This is a genomic window from Methylobacterium sp. Leaf104, from assembly GCF_001422885.1.
Taxonomy (GTDB): domain Bacteria; phylum Pseudomonadota; class Alphaproteobacteria; order Rhizobiales; family Beijerinckiaceae; genus Methylobacterium.
On sequence record NZ_LMMZ01000023.1, the window covers coordinates 555,948 to 570,661 of the forward strand.

Here is a 14,714-nt window from a genome sequence, read left to right on the forward strand (position 1 = left end):
AAACGCTGCGGGATCGCGTCATGCACCGTTCAGGGAGGTCCCGACATAAAGCACGGGACGCCAAGGGTTTGGCGGCCTCCGCCGGGAAGCGTCGTCGCAACCCGGTCCGGCATCGGAGCACACGGTATCATGTCGTTGGTTCGTCTCTACGTGCGCGTGATGGGTCTTCTGGGCGCCGACCGCCGTCTGGCCGCCGTCCTGGCCTGCGCCAACGTGGCCCTGGCGGTGGCGGCCTTCGCCGAACCGCTGCTGATGGGACGCATCATCGACCAGCTCACCCATCTCAAGAGCAGCAGCAACGCCTTCGCGACGCTGGCGCCGCTGATCGGGGCCTGGGTCGCCTTCGGCCTGTTCACCATCGCGGCCGGTGTCACGATCGCCCTGCACGCGGACCGGCTCGCCCACCGCAATCGCCTGTCGGCCATGGCGAACTACTTCGAGCACGTGCTCGAGCTGCCGCTGGCGTTCCATTCCTCGAATCATTCGGGCCGGGTCCTCAAGGCCATGCTGGAGGGCTCGAACGGCATGTTCTGGCTCTGGCTCGGCTTCTTCCGCGACCACTTCGTGGCCTTCGTGTCGCTGATCGTCCTCCTGCCGATGACCCTGTTCGTGAACTGGCAGCTCGGCTCGATCCTCGTCGTCCTCGTGCTCGCCTTCACGGCCCTGACCACCATGGTCATGCGCCGCACCGAGACGCTTCAGGGACGGGTCGAGGCCTACCAGTCGGGCCTCGCCGAGCACGCCTCCGACGCACTCGGCAACGTCGCCGTCATCCAGTCCTTCACCCGCGCCAAGGCGGAGAAGGAGGCGATGCACGACATCATCCGCAACCTGCTCGCCGCGCAGATCCCGGTCCTGTCCTGGTGGGCCCTGGCCAACGTCGCCACCCGCGCCTCCGCGACCCTGACGATGACGGCGATCTTCATCACCGGTATCGCCCTGCACCAGCACGGTCAGGCGAGCGTCGGCGAGGTCGTGGCCTTCATGAGCCTCGCCACCATGCTGGTCTCGCGCCTCGATCAGGTCGCCACCTGCATCAACGGGCTGTTTCAGCAGATGCCCAAGATCGACGAGTTCTTCGAGATCCTCGACACGACGCCGGCCGTCCACGACCGTCCGGGCGCGCAGCAGGTCGCCCGCTTCGACGGCGAGGTCGCCTTCGAGGGCGTCGGCTTCTCCTACAATGCCCGTCGCAAGGCGGTGGAGGATGTCTCCTTCACGGCCCGGGCCGGCGAGACCGTCGCCCTGGTCGGCACCACCGGCTCGGGCAAGTCGACCACGCTCGGCCTGCTGCACCGGGCCTTCGACCCGGATCACGGCGCCATCCGCATCGACGGCACCGACATCCGCGACATCGGCCTCTCCTCGCTGCGCCACAACATCGGCGTGGTGTTCCAGGAGCCGATGCTGTTCGCCCGCTCGATCCGCGAGAACCTGCAGGTCGGCCGCCCCGATGCGACGGATGCGGAGATGCTCGACGCCCTGGAACGGGCCCAGGCCACCGAGTTCATGGCCCGGCAGGCGGACGGCCTCGACACGGTGATCGGCGAGCGCGGCCGGTCCCTCTCCGGCGGCGAGCGCCAGCGCCTCTCGATCGCCCGCGCCCTGCTCAAGAACCCGCCCGTCCTGATCCTCGACGAGGCAACCTCGGCCCTCGACGCCACCACCGAGCGCAAGCTGCAGGGTGCCCTGGAAGCCGTGATGGAGGGCCGCACGACCTTCGTCATCGCCCACCGCCTGGCAACGATCCGAAACGCCGACCGCATCCTCGTCTTCCACGAGGGCAGGATCGTCGAGTCGGGCAGCTTCGACGACCTCGTGGCGCAGAACGGCCGCTTCGCCGATCTGGCTCGGGCGCAGTTCATGGCGGCGCAGGAGCCGGAGGGTATGCCGCTCGCCGCCTGATTCTGCCGCGTCGACGCGATCGAAAAGCCCTCGGCCCACCACGCGGCGAGGGCTTTTCCCGGTCCGGACGCGCCGTGACAGGGACGTCAGGCGCGATGAGAGGCCTCGGGCGAGGGTCTTGCCGATCGCCGGCCATTCGTGGTGGGTTCCGGAGGGCTCGCCCGGACCGACCGCGCGGCGGTCAGTCGATGGAAGCCGAGGTCGCCGCGTCCTCCGCCCAGACCCGGAACTTCGTCAGCCGATTGGGGCCGAAGGTGTGGGTGAGCGGCACGTCCGCTGCGTCGCGACCCCGCGCCACCAGGATACGGCCCCGCCGGGGTGCGTTGTTGCGCGGATCGAAGACGTGCCAGGCGCCGCCGAGATAGACTTCCGTCCAGGCGGCGAAGTCGCCCGGCGCGTGCGGCTCAGGCTCACCGATGAAGCTGAGATAGCCGGTGCAGTAGCGGGTCGGGATGTTCAGGGCCCGGCAGAAGGCGACGAACAGGTGGGCGTAGTCGCGGCACACGCCGCGCCGGCTCGCGAAGGCATCGGCGGCCGTGCGGTCGACATGGGCGTAGCCGTAGCCGAAGCTGATGTGACCATGCACGTAGTCGCAGATCGCCTGCACGCGCGACCAGCCGGGGGTGAGATCGCCGAACAGCGCCCAGGCCTCGCTCGAGAGCAGATCGGACTCGCAGTAGCGGCTGGCGACCAGGAAGGGCAGGGCCTCCTCGGGCAGATCCTCGACCCGATGCTCCTGCGCATCCGGCGCAACGGCGTCGAGGTCTCCGTTATCCGCGATCTCGGCCTGGACGCTCAGGGTCAGCGCCCCGGCGGGGGCGACGAAGCGCACGGTGCGGTTGCCGAAGACATCGCGAAACGTCCGCACCGGCAGCGGCGGATCGAGCGTGAGCACATCCGGCGGCACCGCGGCGAGGCCGGTCGCCTGATAGGAATTGAGCCGGGCGATCAGGGGGGTCGGCTGCGGGAACTCGTAGCCCATCTCGCAACCGAACCTGATCCGCATCGAAGCTCCCCCGGGCCGGCCGCCGCGCCGCCGCCTTCGCGCCCTCACTGCCCGTGCCGGAACCCGGACACTAGGCCGCCAGGGTCACAGGCGGATGTCATCGCACGGCCTGCGCGCAGATGAAGCAGCGGGCTCAGAGCCCCCGGGCTCGCGCCTGCTTCTGCTGCATCCGCGCCTGGAGCCGCACGCGCCGCGCTGCAATGACGGTGCCATTGATCTCGCCGCCGAACAGGAACATCGCGGCGAGCCAGTAGAGGAAGACGAGGAACACCATCGCGGTGGCGAGGCCGCCATAGGTGGAGGCGTAGGCGTTGGAGAAGCGGTCGAGATAGTAGCCGAACCCGAGGCCGGCCAGGAACCACAGCAGCAGCGTCACCGCGATGCCCGGAACCACAGCCAGCACCGAACGGCGCCCGGTGGCGACGAACTTGTGGGCGATCACCAACACGGTGAGCAGCAGGAAGGCGGTGATGCCGATCCGTCCGATCGCGACGGTGAGGCTCAGGGGCTCGAGGCCCGGCGCGACGTTGATGACCTTCCGCCAGATCAGTGGACCCAGCACCACCAGGAGAGCGAAGGCGAGCATCGCGAAGGCGCCGCAGACGACATAGCCGATGGATTCCAGGCGCGTCAGCCACCAGGGGCGCACCTCGCGCAGGCCGTAGGCGCGGTTCAACCCGACACGCAGACTCTCGACCCCGGAGGAAGAGAAGTAGAGCGCCAGCAAGGCACCGAGGGTGAGCACGCCGCCACGCTGCTCGGTCAGCACCCGGTGGATCTCGTTGACGATGGGCTTCGCGACCTCGCGGGGCCAGGCATCGAAGATCAGGACACTGGCCTCGTCGGCCAGGGACTTGGTACCGAACAGTCCGGCGAGGGCGGCGAGCAGGATGAGGAACGGGAACAGCGCGGTCAGACTCGACAGCGCGATATGGCTGGCGATGGCCCAACCGTCATGGGCGACGAAGCGCTGGGCGGCGACGCCTGCGATCTCGAACGGCTTGCGGAGAGGTCTCACGGGTTACGGGCTCGTCCTCGAACGGGGCAGGGGGCGGGCGTGTCTTCTAAACGCAACGCGGCCGGTTCGCGCAACGTGCCGTGCGCGGGGCTCGGCCTCGCCGACTTGAATTCTCCGCGACCCTGTGATGCGTGGCGCGCGTCATGCCCGCGCCCGCTCCGTTCCTCGTCCCCGCCCTCTTCGTTCTGATCTGGGCGACGGGCTTCGTCGCGGCACGCTTCGTGGCGCCCCACGCCGAGGCCTTCACCTTCGTGGCGATCCGTGTGGTCGCGGTCGCGCTGCTGCTGGGTGGCCTTGCCCTGACTCTAAGGTCTCGCTGGCCGCGCGGCCGGGCCGGCTGGCTCCATGCCGGCTTTGCCGGCCTGCTGATGCAGGGGATCTACGTGATCGGCGTGTTCTGGTCGGTGCAGCGTGGCCTGCCGGCGGGCATCGCCGCCCTCGTCGGCAGCCTGCAGCCCCTGTTGACCGCGACCCTGGCGGGACCCGTCCTCGGAGAGCCCGTGAGCCGGCGGCGCTGGCTCGGCATCGGCACCGGCTTTTCTGGCGCGCTGCTGGTCCTGGCGCCGAAGGTCGGCACGTCCGATCCCTCCGGCATCCCCGTTCCGGCCCTTGCGGCGTGTCTCTTGGCGATGATGGCGATGACGGGGGGCACTCTCTGGCAAAAGCGACACGGGGCCGGCGCGGACCTCCTCAGCAACGCCGCCATCCAATTCGTGGGCGCCGCTGTCCTCGCCGTACCGATCGCCCTCCTGTTCGGGACCGGTGGCTTCGATGCGTCGACGCCCCTGTGGCTCGGCCTTGCTTGGTCGGTCCTCGTCAACTCCGTCGGCGGCATCCTGTTGCTGCTCCTGCTGATCCGACGCGGCGCGGTGGCAGGGGTCGCCGCGCTGCTGTTCCTAGTCCCTCCGGTCTCCGCGGTGATGGCCTATGCCCTGTTCGGCGAGTCACTCGCGCCGATCCAGATGGGCGGCATGGTCATCGCCACCCTGGGCGTCGCCCTGGCCAGCCGTGGCTGATCGACCGCGTCGGAGAACGACTTTTTCTTTGAGAAACATCTCAATAAAATTCATCACCCCACGAAGAGCAAAGAGAAATCAGGGTTTTTCGATGTGGCGAATAATGAATTCGGGCGGGATAGTGCCGCAGTGCGGCGAGACGCCTCTACAGGCGTGACAAACCTACCTATAATAGACGGTAAAGCCCCCTTCCTTTGCCAGCGAGTTTGCCATGTCAGCCTCTCCCGTCGTCTCGACCGAACCGCAGGATCTTGTGACCCTCGCCCGCGACGCCGCCGAGGCCGCCAAGGGCCTCGTCGCCGAAGCGACCCGGCGCGTGCGCGCCACGATCCTGTCGGACGAGGGCAAGATCTCGGCCGAGAAGATGGAGGCGGAGCAGCACGCCACCCACGGCCTCGCCTGGATCGCCACCTACGCCGAGGGCGTTCGGGAGCTCGGCGCCTACGCTCAGCGCCTGACCGAGAGCGGAGAATTCGGCGAGACCGAGAGCCTCCTGGTCCGGATCGGCCTCGGCGAGTACCTCGACCAGATGTTCTCCGGCATCCCGATGAGCCAGGGCGAGATGGTGCGGCCGACCGGCTCCCTCGGCCTGGGTGCGCGCGAGATCGCCAAGTTCCGCACGGAGGCCGTCGAGACCCTGATCGCCGAGGGCAACACGGCTGAGAATCGTGCCGCCCTGGTGGCCCGCATCCGCGACAACGGCGGCGCGGCCACCATCGGCAAGTCCGGCCTCGACGAGGACATGGAGGCGATCCGCTCCGAGATGCGCCGTTTCGGCCTCGCCGAGGTCGTGCCGCATGCGCACGAGTGGCACAGCCAGAACGCCTACATCCCGATGGAGATCGTCACCAAGATGGCCGAGCTCGGCGTCTTCGGCCTGACGATCCCGGAGGAATACGGCGGCATGGGCTTGCCCAAGATCTCCATGTGCGTGGTCTCGGAGGAATTGTCCCGCGCCTATATCGGCGTCGGTTCGCTCGGCACCCGCTCGGAGATCGCCGCCGAGCTGATCCTGTGCGGCGGCACCGAGGAGCAGAAGCACCGCTTCCTGCCCGGCATCGCCTCGGGCGACACGCTCCCCACCGCCGTGTTCACCGAGCCGAACACCGGCTCCGATCTGGCCAGCCTGCGCACCAAGGCGGTCAAGGACGGCGACGTCTGGAAGATCTCGGGCAACAAGACCTGGATCACGCACCCCGTGCGCGCCGACATCATGACCTGCCTCGTGCGCACCAAGCCCGAGGAGAAGGGCCACAAGGGCCTTTCGCTCCTCATCGCCGAGAAGCCGCGCGGCACCGATGCCGAGCCCTTCCCGGTCGCCGGCCTGTCGGGGGGCGAGATCCACGTGCTCGGCTACCGCGGCATGAAGGAATACGAGCTCGCCTTCGACAATTTCGAGGTGCCGGCCGCCAACCTCCTCGGCGAGGTCGAGGGCAAGGGCTTCGCCCAGCTCATGCAGACCTTCGAATCCGCCCGCATCCAGACGGCGGCCCGCGCCATCGGCGTGGCCCAGAACGCCCTCGATCTCGGCCTGCGCTACGCCGAGGAGCGGGTGCAGTTCGGCAAGGCCCTGATCAACTTCCCCCGCGTGGCCGACAAGATCGCCATGATGGCGGTGGAGATCAACATCGCCCGCCAGCTCACCTATTTCTCGGCCCGCGAGAAGGACGAGGGCAAGCGCTGCGACCTCGAGGCCGGCATGGCCAAGCTCCTCGGCGCCCGCGTCGCCTGGGCGGCGGCGGACAACGCCCTGCAGATCCACGGCGGCAACGGCTTCGCGCTGGAATACGCGGTCAGCCGCGTGCTCTGCGACGCGCGCATCCTCTCGATCTTCGAAGGTGCCGCCGAGATCCAGGCCCAGGTCATCGCCCGCCGCCTGCTCGAAGCCGCCTGAACGATCGGCATCGGCGATCCGCGGCGACGCGGATCGCCAAGGGGAATGCCGGGGCGAGCCGATCGCCCCGGCATTCTCGTTTCTCGGATGGAGCGCTGCTCTGCGCTACTTGGTGACCTTCACCGACACGGGGTCGCTCGACGGGAAAGTCTCCTCCAGGGCTTCGTCGAGGCGCTGATCGAGTTCCCCCTTCTGGTTCTCGGGACGGTGCTTGTCCGACCCTTTCGGGGCCGCTTGGCCCGTCGTGGAGATGGTGTCGGTCTCCGCGGTCTTCTGCTGTTCGGCCATCCAGGGCACTCCTTCGGTTCCGGGCCAGCGCCGTTGTCGGCACGTCGTCCGGGACAACGTCGGGCGCGCGCCCGGTTTCCATTAGCCGGAGCGTCGGACGGAATCAGGCCGGGCGCCGAGGCTTGCAGCGAGGAACCGCGCGACCGGGGATTTCGATGCCCGATCGACGCGCCGTGCTCCCATCCTTCAGGACGCAGCCGGGAGTTGGGCGCGGGTCGTGGTCCGGTCAGTGCGGGCACCCGCCGTCCGCGCCTCGCGCAGAACGAAGTCGTAGACCTGCGTCAGCCGGTCGAGATGCGCATCGGGCGTGAGGGGCGCGGCCCAGTACCGCTCGTAGGCGGCCCGGCTCATGCGCTCGGCGAGGCCGTCGTCGGAGAGGCGCACGAGGTGGGCGGCGAGCGAATCCGCTTCGCCCGAGCGAAACCAGAAGCCGGTCTCGCCATCTTCCACCGCCTCGCGGCCGGCACAGGCATCGCTGACGATCACGGGCGCACCGCAGGCGAGAGCCTCGTAGACGGTGAGGGGCTGGCCCTCGTACCAGACACTGGGGAAGACCAGGGCCCGGGCCTGTCGCATCAGCGCCTGAACCCCGTCCGGGTCGCGCCAGCCGAGCATCACCGCCTCGGGATAGCGCGCCGCAAGATCCGCGCGAGCCGGCCCGTCCCCGACGAAGACCGGGCGCACGCCGGCGCGGCGCGCCGCCTCGGCGAAGATCGGTGCGCCCTTCTCGGTGGAGATGCGTCCGACGAACAGGAAATCACCGGGCGGCCCGGCATGGAGGGGAGCCTCGTCCACCGCGATGGGGTTGTCGACCCGGTGAAAACGGGTCGAGTCCGGCAGGTGCGGGGCGACGACCCGTTCCTGCAATGCGCTGAGGGTAACGATGTGCGGGAACAGCGCCTTGAGGCCCGCCACATGCTCGAGGCCGAGGTGGCGGACAACCCGCAGGAGCTTGCGCGGATAGCTGCGGGCGTCGCAGTTCGTGCTCAGGCAGCCCAGGGACATCGGCGTGCGGTGGCAGATCCGGTCGGCCGGATACTCGTAGAAGCCGCCGTTCGGGCACACGAGGAAGAACTCGTGCATGGTGTAGAGCAGCGGCAATCCGGAGGCCGCGAGGCTGCGCCCGATCGAGGGCGAGAGCGCCTTGGCGAAGGCATGGACGTGGACCACGGTGTCCCGCGGGTCGAGGCCGCGCAACTCCATCGCCAGCCGCCGGGCCGCCGGACGGTTCCAGATCGCCTGCGCGGCGAAGGCGAGCTTGTTCTTCGTCGTGCCGACGTCATCCTGTCCGAGGCAGACCACGCGGATGCCGGCCGCCTCCAGGCGCGGATCGGCGGGGCCGACGGCGGCGAACACCGTGACGCTGTGCCCGCGCGCCCGCAAGCCGAGACCGGCATCCAGCGCCACTTTGGCCTGTCCGCCATTGATGAAAGCGTGGTCCACGACGAGGACGAGATGCATGGTGGACAGTCCCGGCCAACGACGAGGTCTTCACCGATCTTTACCGAACGTGCGTTGATCTCCGGTAAATCCACGCACTTGCGGCGGTCCTTGGGCGAGCCGCTTCGAATTCCTTGGGCATCGCCGCATCTTCGGGCTGACCATGCAGATCGTCGTGTTGGCGGAATTCGCGGTGGCGAGCGGGGGCGCCGAGAAGGTGGCCGTCGAATCGGCGCGCGGCCTCGCCGAGGCCGGACTCGACGTCACCTACATCCAGGCCATCGACGGGCCCGTCGATCCACTCCTCGACCATCCGCGGATCCGCCGGATCGGCCTCGGCAACACCGACATCTGGCAGCGTCCGGCCCATCGCGCCGCCCTCGAGGGACTTTGGGACGGGCAGGCTGCCGCGCGCCTCGGGGCCGCCCTCGACGCCCTGCCGGTGCGGCCGGACCTGATCCATCTCCACCAGTGGACGCGCAGCCTGTCCCCGAGCATCTTCCCGGTCCTGTTCAGGCGCGGCCTGCCGGTGGTGGCGACCCTGCACGACTACTTTTTCGCCTGTCCGAACGGGGTCTACTATCGCTTCGACCGGGGCGAACCCTGTGCCCTGAAGCCGCTCTCGGCCGCCTGCATCGCAGCGCCCTGCGATGGCAGAAGCCGGCTGCACAAGCTCGTGCGCGTCGGCCGCTCGGTCTCCCTGCGGGCGGCCCTGAAGCCGCATCGGCTCGACGTCATCCACGTGTGCGACGCGAGCCTGAGCCGCATGGGCGCCCTTCTCGAAGGACTGGCGCTGACTCATCACCGGGTCGACAACCCCGTGCGCGTCGCACAGCAGGTACCGGCCGATCCGGCGCGGGGCGATGCGCTCGCGTATGTGGGGCGGCTGACGCGGGAGAAGGGCGCGGATCTCGTGGCGGACGCCGCGCGTGCCGCCGGACTCCCCGCCCTGTTCATCGGCAGCGGCCCCCTGGAGGACGAGCTTCGGGCACGGGCCGGGGTCGAACTCGTCGGCTGGCAGGCACCGGAGGCGGTCTGGTCGCTCCTGCGCCGTCGGGCTCGGGCCATCGCCGCGCCGTCGCGCTGGTACGAAACCGGACCGCTGACGGTCTACGAGGCACTGGCTCACGGCATTCCGGTGATCGCCTCGGCCCGGTCCGGAGCCTGCGAGAAGGTCGTCGACGGCGTGAACGGATTTTCCGTTTTGCCGGAGCCGGAGGCGTGGGCGACGGCGGCAGCGGCGTTTCGGGACGACGCCCGCACCGCGAAACTCGGCGCGGCAGCCCATGAAAGGTACTGGGCATCTCCCATGTCGCTAAGCGCCCATGCCGCTTCGCTGATCGCCGTCTACGAACGCATCCTTGCAAACCGGACCGCCCGCCCGGCAAACGTGAAGGGAAACGCTTCGGCAGCGTGACGGCGCCGGGAATTGGCAAAATTCTGCATCTTTCCGCGTCAGCAGGCTTGACGTCTATGTTGCATCGCAACATAAAACTTTGCGACGCATCGAACGACTCGTTGCGCATTGGAGAGCATCGAGATGACCAGCCAGACCTTCGAGATCCCCGCCGAGATGCGCGCGTTCGCCGAGAAGAGTGTCGATCAGGCCCGCACCGCCGTCAGCACCTTCATCGGCACCGCCATCAAGACGGCCGAGCAGATGCAGTCCACGTCGGGCTCGGTGCAAGCCTCGATGCAGACGGTCGTCGCCAAGACTTTGGATCAAGTTCAGGACAACGCTGTGGCGACCTTCGACTTCGCCCAGAAGCTGGTCCGTACGCGCGACCTCCGCGAGGCGATGGACCTGCAAGGCGAATTCGTCCGCAACCAGATCGCCAACCTGCAGGCGCAAGCCAAGGATCTCGGCACGCTGGCCCAGAACACCCTGCGCCCGTCCGCTTGAGGTCGGCCGGCGCTCGAACCCAGCGGGCAGTGCCGGCCCCCCCGCATCCCGGTGCACCGCCGGAACGGCGACGCCCCGCAGACCGATCCACCATTTCGGGCTATTCTCGAGCCCGAGACGGCGAGGAGACACAGTCATGGCAAGACGGCGCAGAACGCCACCGAGAGCGCAGGACCGGGCCGGAACGCCGCCGGAACTCGAAGGCATCCAGGAGGCTGGACCGATGAACGCTGACACCATGGATACCGTCGAGGGCGGCGAGCAGGATCTCCCGTCCGGGCCGGAGCACGCGCCGAACGTCCATGAGGCGCTTCTCGAAGGTGTCTCGTCGGAGGCGTTGACGGCGGCCGGCGGTGGTGAAGGCGAGACGGGCTCGGACGAATCCGTGTCCGCCGCACCCGAGGCCTCCGATCTCGTCGAGGACCTCACCGTGGTGCCGGAGGAGGCCGCGGCGACGGTCGAGGCTGCGAAGGAGACAGTCGAGGTCGCGACCGCGACCGTGGAGACCATCGTCCAGGCTCTGCCCGAGACGACTGCGGTGGCGCTGCCGGCGATCACGCCCGCAGCCGGGGGTGTTGCAGCCTCCTTCGGCAAGCTCAACGCACTGGCGACAGCGCCGCGGATCTCCGAGGTGATGGGTGAACTCGGCGAGGTGAACACCACGGTGCTGACCTACCTGCGCGGCGAGAGTGCCGCGGCGGTGGCCCATTGGCAGGCGCTTTCGGGAGCCAAGACCCCGGCCGATGCCATCCGCCTCCAGGTCAGCGAGATGCAGCGGGCCGCCGACGCCTCGCTGAGCTGCTTCGCGGCCCTCGCCAAGCGCGCCAGCCGCTTCACCGGCGCGATCGCCCGGCGCTGAGACGCCCGGTGCCGGCGCCCCTCGCGCCGGCGGCCCGACCCGTCTAGATATCCCGGAATCCGTCGCGGCATCGTCCCAGATCGGGGCAAAGCCGCTACGCCCTGGTTCCGGGAGTTTCCATGCTGCGCACGTCCCTTCTGCTCGTCCCGCTGCTCACCGCACCCCTCGCCGCGGTGCCTGCCACGGCGCAGATGATGAAGTCGCCGGATGTCGCCGAGAAAGCGGCGCCCGAGAAGGTGGTCCCCCTCGCCAAGGGCCAGGTGCAGCTCTCCTTCGCCCCGGTGGTGAAGCGCGCGGCCCCGTCGGTGGTGAACGTCTACGCCTCGCACGTGGACACGCGGGGCCAGAGCCGCAGTGCCATGGACGAATTCATGCGGCGCTTCTTCGGGGACAATGGCGGCGGCCGCGGGCGCGGCGGCGCGCCGGGTGAGCGAGCCCAGAAGTCCCTGGGCTCCGGCGTGATCGTGGACGAATCCGGACTCGTCATCACCAACAACCACGTCATCGAGAACATGAACGAGGTCCGCATCGCGCTCGCGGACCGGCGCGAGTTCGAGGCCAGCATCGTGCTGCGCGATCCCCGCACCGACCTCGCCGTGGTCCGGATCAATAGCCCGTCCGGCGGCCTGATCCCGATGGCCTTCGGTGACTCCGAGTCCCTCGAGGTGGGCGACTTCGTGATGGCGATCGGCAATCCGTTCGGCGTGGGCCAGACGGTGACCCAGGGCATCGTCTCGGCGCTCGCGCGGACCCAGGTCGGCTCGTCCGACTACCAGTTCTTCATCCAGACCGACGCGGCGATCAATCCCGGCAATTCCGGCGGTGCGCTGGTGAACCTGCAGGGCCAACTGGTCGGCATCAACACAGCGATCTATTCGCAATCCGGCGGCAGCCACGGCATCGGCTTCGCCATTCCGGCCAGCATGGTCCGCGCGGTGGTCGAGACCGCCAAGGGTGGGGCGACCGCCGTGCGCCGGCCCTGGCTCGGCGCGCGCGTCCAGAGCGTGACCCCCGACATCGCCGAGAGCATGGGGCTCGATCACCCCACCGGCGTGCTGGTGGCGAGCCTCCAGGCCAAGAGCCCGGCGGAGGAAGCCGGCCTCAAGCGCGGCGACCTCATCCTCACGGTGGACGGCAAGACCGTCGACGACCCGGAAGCCTTCGGCTACCGTTTCGCCCTGAAGGGCCTGACCGGCCAGACCCAGTTCGGCATCCTGCGCGGCACCGGGCGCTCGACCGTGGCGGTGAAGCTCAGCCCCGCGCCCGAGACGCGCCCGCGCGACACCCTCAAGGTGCGCACCCGCTCGCCGTTCCTCGGCGCAACCCTCGTGAACACCTCGCCCGCGGTGGCGGAGGAGCTTCAGGCCGATTTTCCCGCCGACGGCGTCGCGGTCGCCGGCGTCGACGAAGGCTCGATCGCCTCGCGGGCCGGCCTGCAGAAGGGCGACATGATCGTCGCGATCAACGGCATGCCCATCGCCACGACGAAGGATCTGGAGCGGATCACCCGCAACAGCCTCAGCATGTGGGAAGTCTCGATCAACCGCGGCGGCGAGGTGATGACCTCGATGTTCGGGGGCTGACGGCCCGGGCGCGGACGCGGCGGGCGGGGGAGCCCGCGATTTTCCCGGTTGCGGGCGGCGGTCACCCACGTCTTTGATGCGCCGATGTCAGACCTGTTCGCCTCCGCCGGCCTCGGCCGGGCCGCCCCCCGTCCCCTCGCCGATGCCCTGCGCCCCAAGACCCTGGCCGAGGTCGTCGGCCAGGAACAGCTGACGGGGCCGGACGGGGCCCTGACCCGCCTTCTCAACGCGCGCTCCTTCGGCTCCCTGGTGTTCTGGGGACCGCCGGGCACCGGCAAGACAACCGTGGCACGCCTGCTGGCCTACGAGACCGACCTGCATTTCGAGCAGATCTCGGCGATCTTCTCCGGTATCGCCGAGCTACGGAAGGTGTTCGACGCGGCGCGCGGCCGCCGGGCCATGGGGCGGGGTACCCTGCTCTTCGTCGACGAGATCCATCGATTCAACCGGGCGCAGCTCGACGCCTTCCTGCCCGTCATGGAGGACGGAACGGTGACGCTGGTCGGCGCCACCACCGAGAACCCGTCTTTCGAGCTGAATGCCGCACTCCTGTCGCGCGCCCGCGTGCTGCTCTTCCGGGCGCTCGACAATGCGGCCATCGCCAAGCTGCTGGTGCGGGCGGAGACGCTGACGGAGACGCCGCTGCCGCTGGACCCGGAGGCCCGGGGCGTACTCGTCCGCATGGCCGACGGGGACGGGCGCGCGGCCCTGACTCTCGCCGAGGAGGTCTGGCGCTCCGCCAAGACGGACGAAGTCTTCGATGCGGAGCAGTTGCAGGCGATCATCCAGCGCCGGGCGCCGATCTACGACAAGTCCCAGGAGGGGCACTACAATCTCATCAGCGCCCTGCACAAGACGGTGCGCGGCTCCGACCCGGACGCGGCGCTCTACTATCTCTGCCGGATGCTGGACGGGGGCGAGGATCGCCTGTTCATCGCCCGCCGCCTGGTGCGCATGGCGGTGGAGGATATCGGTCTGGCCGACCCGCAGGCCCTGGTCGTCGCCACCGCCGCCAAGGATGCCTTCGACTTCCTCGGGTCGCCGGAGGGCGAGTTGGCCCTCGCCCAGGTCACGGTCTACCTCGCCTGTGCGCCGAAATCGAACGCGGTCTACGCCGCCTACAAGGCCGCGACGCGCGTGGCGAAGGAGCACGGCTCCCTGCCGCCGCCCCGGACCATCCTCAACGGCTCGACCAAGCTGATGCGCAAGATCGGCTACGGCGAGGGATACCGCTACGACCATGACGAGCCCGACGCGTTCTCAGGCCAGGATTACTGGCCGGAAAACCTCGGTCGGCAGCACTTCTACGAACCCACGGACCGAGGCATGGAGAGCCGCTACACCGAGCGCCTCGCCCATTGGGAAACCCTGCGCCAGAAGCGGCGGTCCGACGAGGCGTGACGCCGAGGCACTCCGCGCCACGTAGGTCCCGCCCCATTCGTGCCGGCCGATCAAGCCGTCGCGCGATGGCGACTGCCCGCTCGCCAGTATCATTAACAAACTCGAAAATGAAAGCTCGAATTTTATCGTCTCCAATGAATATAACGCAATTTGTATCATCTATACGATCGTCATCGCAGATGTTTTTGCCTGAGAGCGAAAAGCACGATGACGATCTACTACGTCGACTCTTCCTTCACCGGCGGCTCGAACAGGAGCGGCCTGTCGGCCGACGCGCCCCTCACCAGCCTGGAGGCGGTCAACAAGCTCAAGCTTCAGGCCGGTGACACCGTCGCCTTCAAGGCCGGCACCGCCTACACCGCCTCGGCGGCCGGCACGGGCGCCCTGAACATCACCGCCTC

Annotated in this window: 12 protein-coding genes and 1 pseudogene; 9 read left to right on the plus strand and 4 right to left on the minus strand. The window is 68.8% G+C overall.

The genetic code is table 11. The features are described from left to right. Positions 1-129 precede the first annotated feature (129 nt). Positions 130-1,905 (plus strand): glucan ABC transporter ATP-binding protein/ permease, encoded by a 1,776-nt coding sequence (locus ASF49_RS15095; RefSeq protein ID WP_056474255.1) that lies wholly within the window; start codon positions 130-132, stop codon positions 1,903-1,905. A gap of 181 nt (positions 1,906-2,086) precedes the next feature. Here ASF49_RS15095 and ASF49_RS15100 read toward each other — a convergent pair whose 3' ends face one another. Continuing rightward, positions 2,087-2,911 (minus strand): transglutaminase-like domain-containing protein, encoded by an 825-nt coding sequence (locus ASF49_RS15100; protein WP_056474259.1) that lies wholly within the window; start codon positions 2,909-2,911, stop codon positions 2,087-2,089. A gap of 133 nt (positions 2,912-3,044) precedes the next feature. Beyond that, positions 3,045-3,929, minus strand: a complete 885-nt coding sequence (locus ASF49_RS15105) for a YihY/virulence factor BrkB family protein (RefSeq protein WP_056474261.1) — start codon at positions 3,927-3,929, stop codon at positions 3,045-3,047. Positions 3,930-4,072: 143 nt separating this feature from the next. Here ASF49_RS15105 and ASF49_RS15110 point away from each other — a divergent pair, with 143 nt between their 5' ends. Both ASF49_RS15110 and ASF49_RS15115 read left to right on the plus strand, forming a co-directional pair. Next, the gene (locus ASF49_RS15110) at positions 4,073-4,945 is read left to right on the plus strand and encodes a DMT family transporter (protein ID WP_056474265.1); all 873 of its coding nucleotides are present in this window, start codon (positions 4,073-4,075) and stop codon (positions 4,943-4,945) included. 211 nt (positions 4,946-5,156) lie between these two features. Further along, positions 5,157-6,839: an acyl-CoA dehydrogenase family protein gene (locus tag ASF49_RS15115; RefSeq protein ID WP_056474269.1), complete on the plus strand. Its 1,683-nt coding sequence runs from the start codon at positions 5,157-5,159 to the stop codon at positions 6,837-6,839. A gap of 105 nt (positions 6,840-6,944) precedes the next feature. Here the strand turns inward: ASF49_RS15115 and ASF49_RS15120 are convergent, their stop codons facing one another. Beyond that, positions 6,945-7,127, minus strand: a complete 183-nt coding sequence (locus ASF49_RS15120; RefSeq protein ID WP_056474271.1) for a hypothetical protein — start codon at positions 7,125-7,127, stop codon at positions 6,945-6,947. Between the two features lie 186 nt (positions 7,128-7,313). Further along, positions 7,314-8,588 carry a glycosyltransferase family 4 protein gene (locus ASF49_RS15125; RefSeq protein WP_056474274.1) on the minus strand — a complete coding sequence of 425 codons (1,275 nt, stop codon included), beginning with the start codon at positions 8,586-8,588 and terminating at the stop codon, positions 7,314-7,316. Between the two features lie 142 nt (positions 8,589-8,730). Between ASF49_RS15125 and ASF49_RS15130 the strand changes: the two genes are divergently transcribed. From ASF49_RS15130 to ASF49_RS15155, 6 genes and pseudogenes are all read left to right on the plus strand, one after another. After that, positions 8,731-9,984 (plus strand): glycosyltransferase, encoded by a 1,254-nt coding sequence (locus tag ASF49_RS15130; RefSeq protein ID WP_056474277.1) that lies wholly within the window; start codon positions 8,731-8,733, stop codon positions 9,982-9,984. Positions 9,985-10,107: 123 nt separating this feature from the next. Further along, a complete protein-coding gene (locus ASF49_RS15135; protein WP_056474469.1) occupies positions 10,108-10,470 on the plus strand; it encodes a phasin in 363 nt (120 codons plus the stop codon). A gap of 223 nt (positions 10,471-10,693) precedes the next feature. Beyond that, positions 10,694-11,329 carry a phasin family protein gene (locus ASF49_RS15140; RefSeq protein WP_056474278.1) on the plus strand — a complete coding sequence of 212 codons (636 nt, stop codon included), beginning with the start codon at positions 10,694-10,696 and terminating at the stop codon, positions 11,327-11,329. 119 nt (positions 11,330-11,448) lie between these two features. After that, positions 11,449-12,912, plus strand: coding sequence for a Do family serine endopeptidase (locus ASF49_RS15145; protein WP_056474281.1), 1,464 nt, complete (start codon positions 11,449-11,451; stop codon positions 12,910-12,912). Between the two features lie 84 nt (positions 12,913-12,996). Continuing rightward, the gene (locus tag ASF49_RS15150) at positions 12,997-14,313 is read left to right on the plus strand and encodes a replication-associated recombination protein A (RefSeq protein WP_056474283.1); all 1,317 of its coding nucleotides are present in this window, start codon (positions 12,997-12,999) and stop codon (positions 14,311-14,313) included. A gap of 207 nt (positions 14,314-14,520) precedes the next feature. Further along, a pseudogene (locus ASF49_RS15155) lies at positions 14,521-14,714 on the plus strand (right-handed parallel beta-helix repeat-containing protein); the annotation flags it as partial.

Excerpts from the sequence above, each read along its gene's own strand:
- ASF49_RS15145 (WP_056474281.1), top strand. The coding sequence starts at position 11,449 with ATGCTGCGCACGTCCCTTCTGCTCGTCCCGCTGCTCACCGCACCCCTC.
- ASF49_RS15130 (WP_056474277.1), top strand. The coding sequence starts at position 8,731 with ATGCAGATCGTCGTGTTGGCGGAATTCGCGGTGGCGAGCGGGGGCGCC.
- ASF49_RS15140 (WP_056474278.1), top strand. The coding sequence starts at position 10,694 with ATGAACGCTGACACCATGGATACCGTCGAGGGCGGCGAGCAGGATCTC.
- ASF49_RS15110 (WP_056474265.1), top strand. The coding sequence starts at position 4,073 with ATGCCCGCGCCCGCTCCGTTCCTCGTCCCCGCCCTCTTCGTTCTGATC.
- ASF49_RS15095 (WP_056474255.1), top strand. The coding sequence starts at position 130 with ATGTCGTTGGTTCGTCTCTACGTGCGCGTGATGGGTCTTCTGGGCGCC.
- ASF49_RS15120 (WP_056474271.1), bottom strand. The coding sequence starts at position 7,127 with ATGGCCGAACAGCAGAAGACCGCGGAGACCGACACCATCTCCACGACG.
- ASF49_RS15150 (WP_056474283.1), top strand. The coding sequence starts at position 12,997 with ATGTCAGACCTGTTCGCCTCCGCCGGCCTCGGCCGGGCCGCCCCCCGT.
- ASF49_RS15100 (WP_056474259.1), bottom strand. The coding sequence starts at position 2,911 with ATGCGGATCAGGTTCGGTTGCGAGATGGGCTACGAGTTCCCGCAGCCG.
- ASF49_RS15135 (WP_056474469.1), top strand. The coding sequence starts at position 10,108 with ATGACCAGCCAGACCTTCGAGATCCCCGCCGAGATGCGCGCGTTCGCC.
- ASF49_RS15125 (WP_056474274.1), bottom strand. The coding sequence starts at position 8,588 with ATGCATCTCGTCCTCGTCGTGGACCACGCTTTCATCAATGGCGGACAG.
- ASF49_RS15115 (WP_056474269.1), top strand. The coding sequence starts at position 5,157 with ATGTCAGCCTCTCCCGTCGTCTCGACCGAACCGCAGGATCTTGTGACC.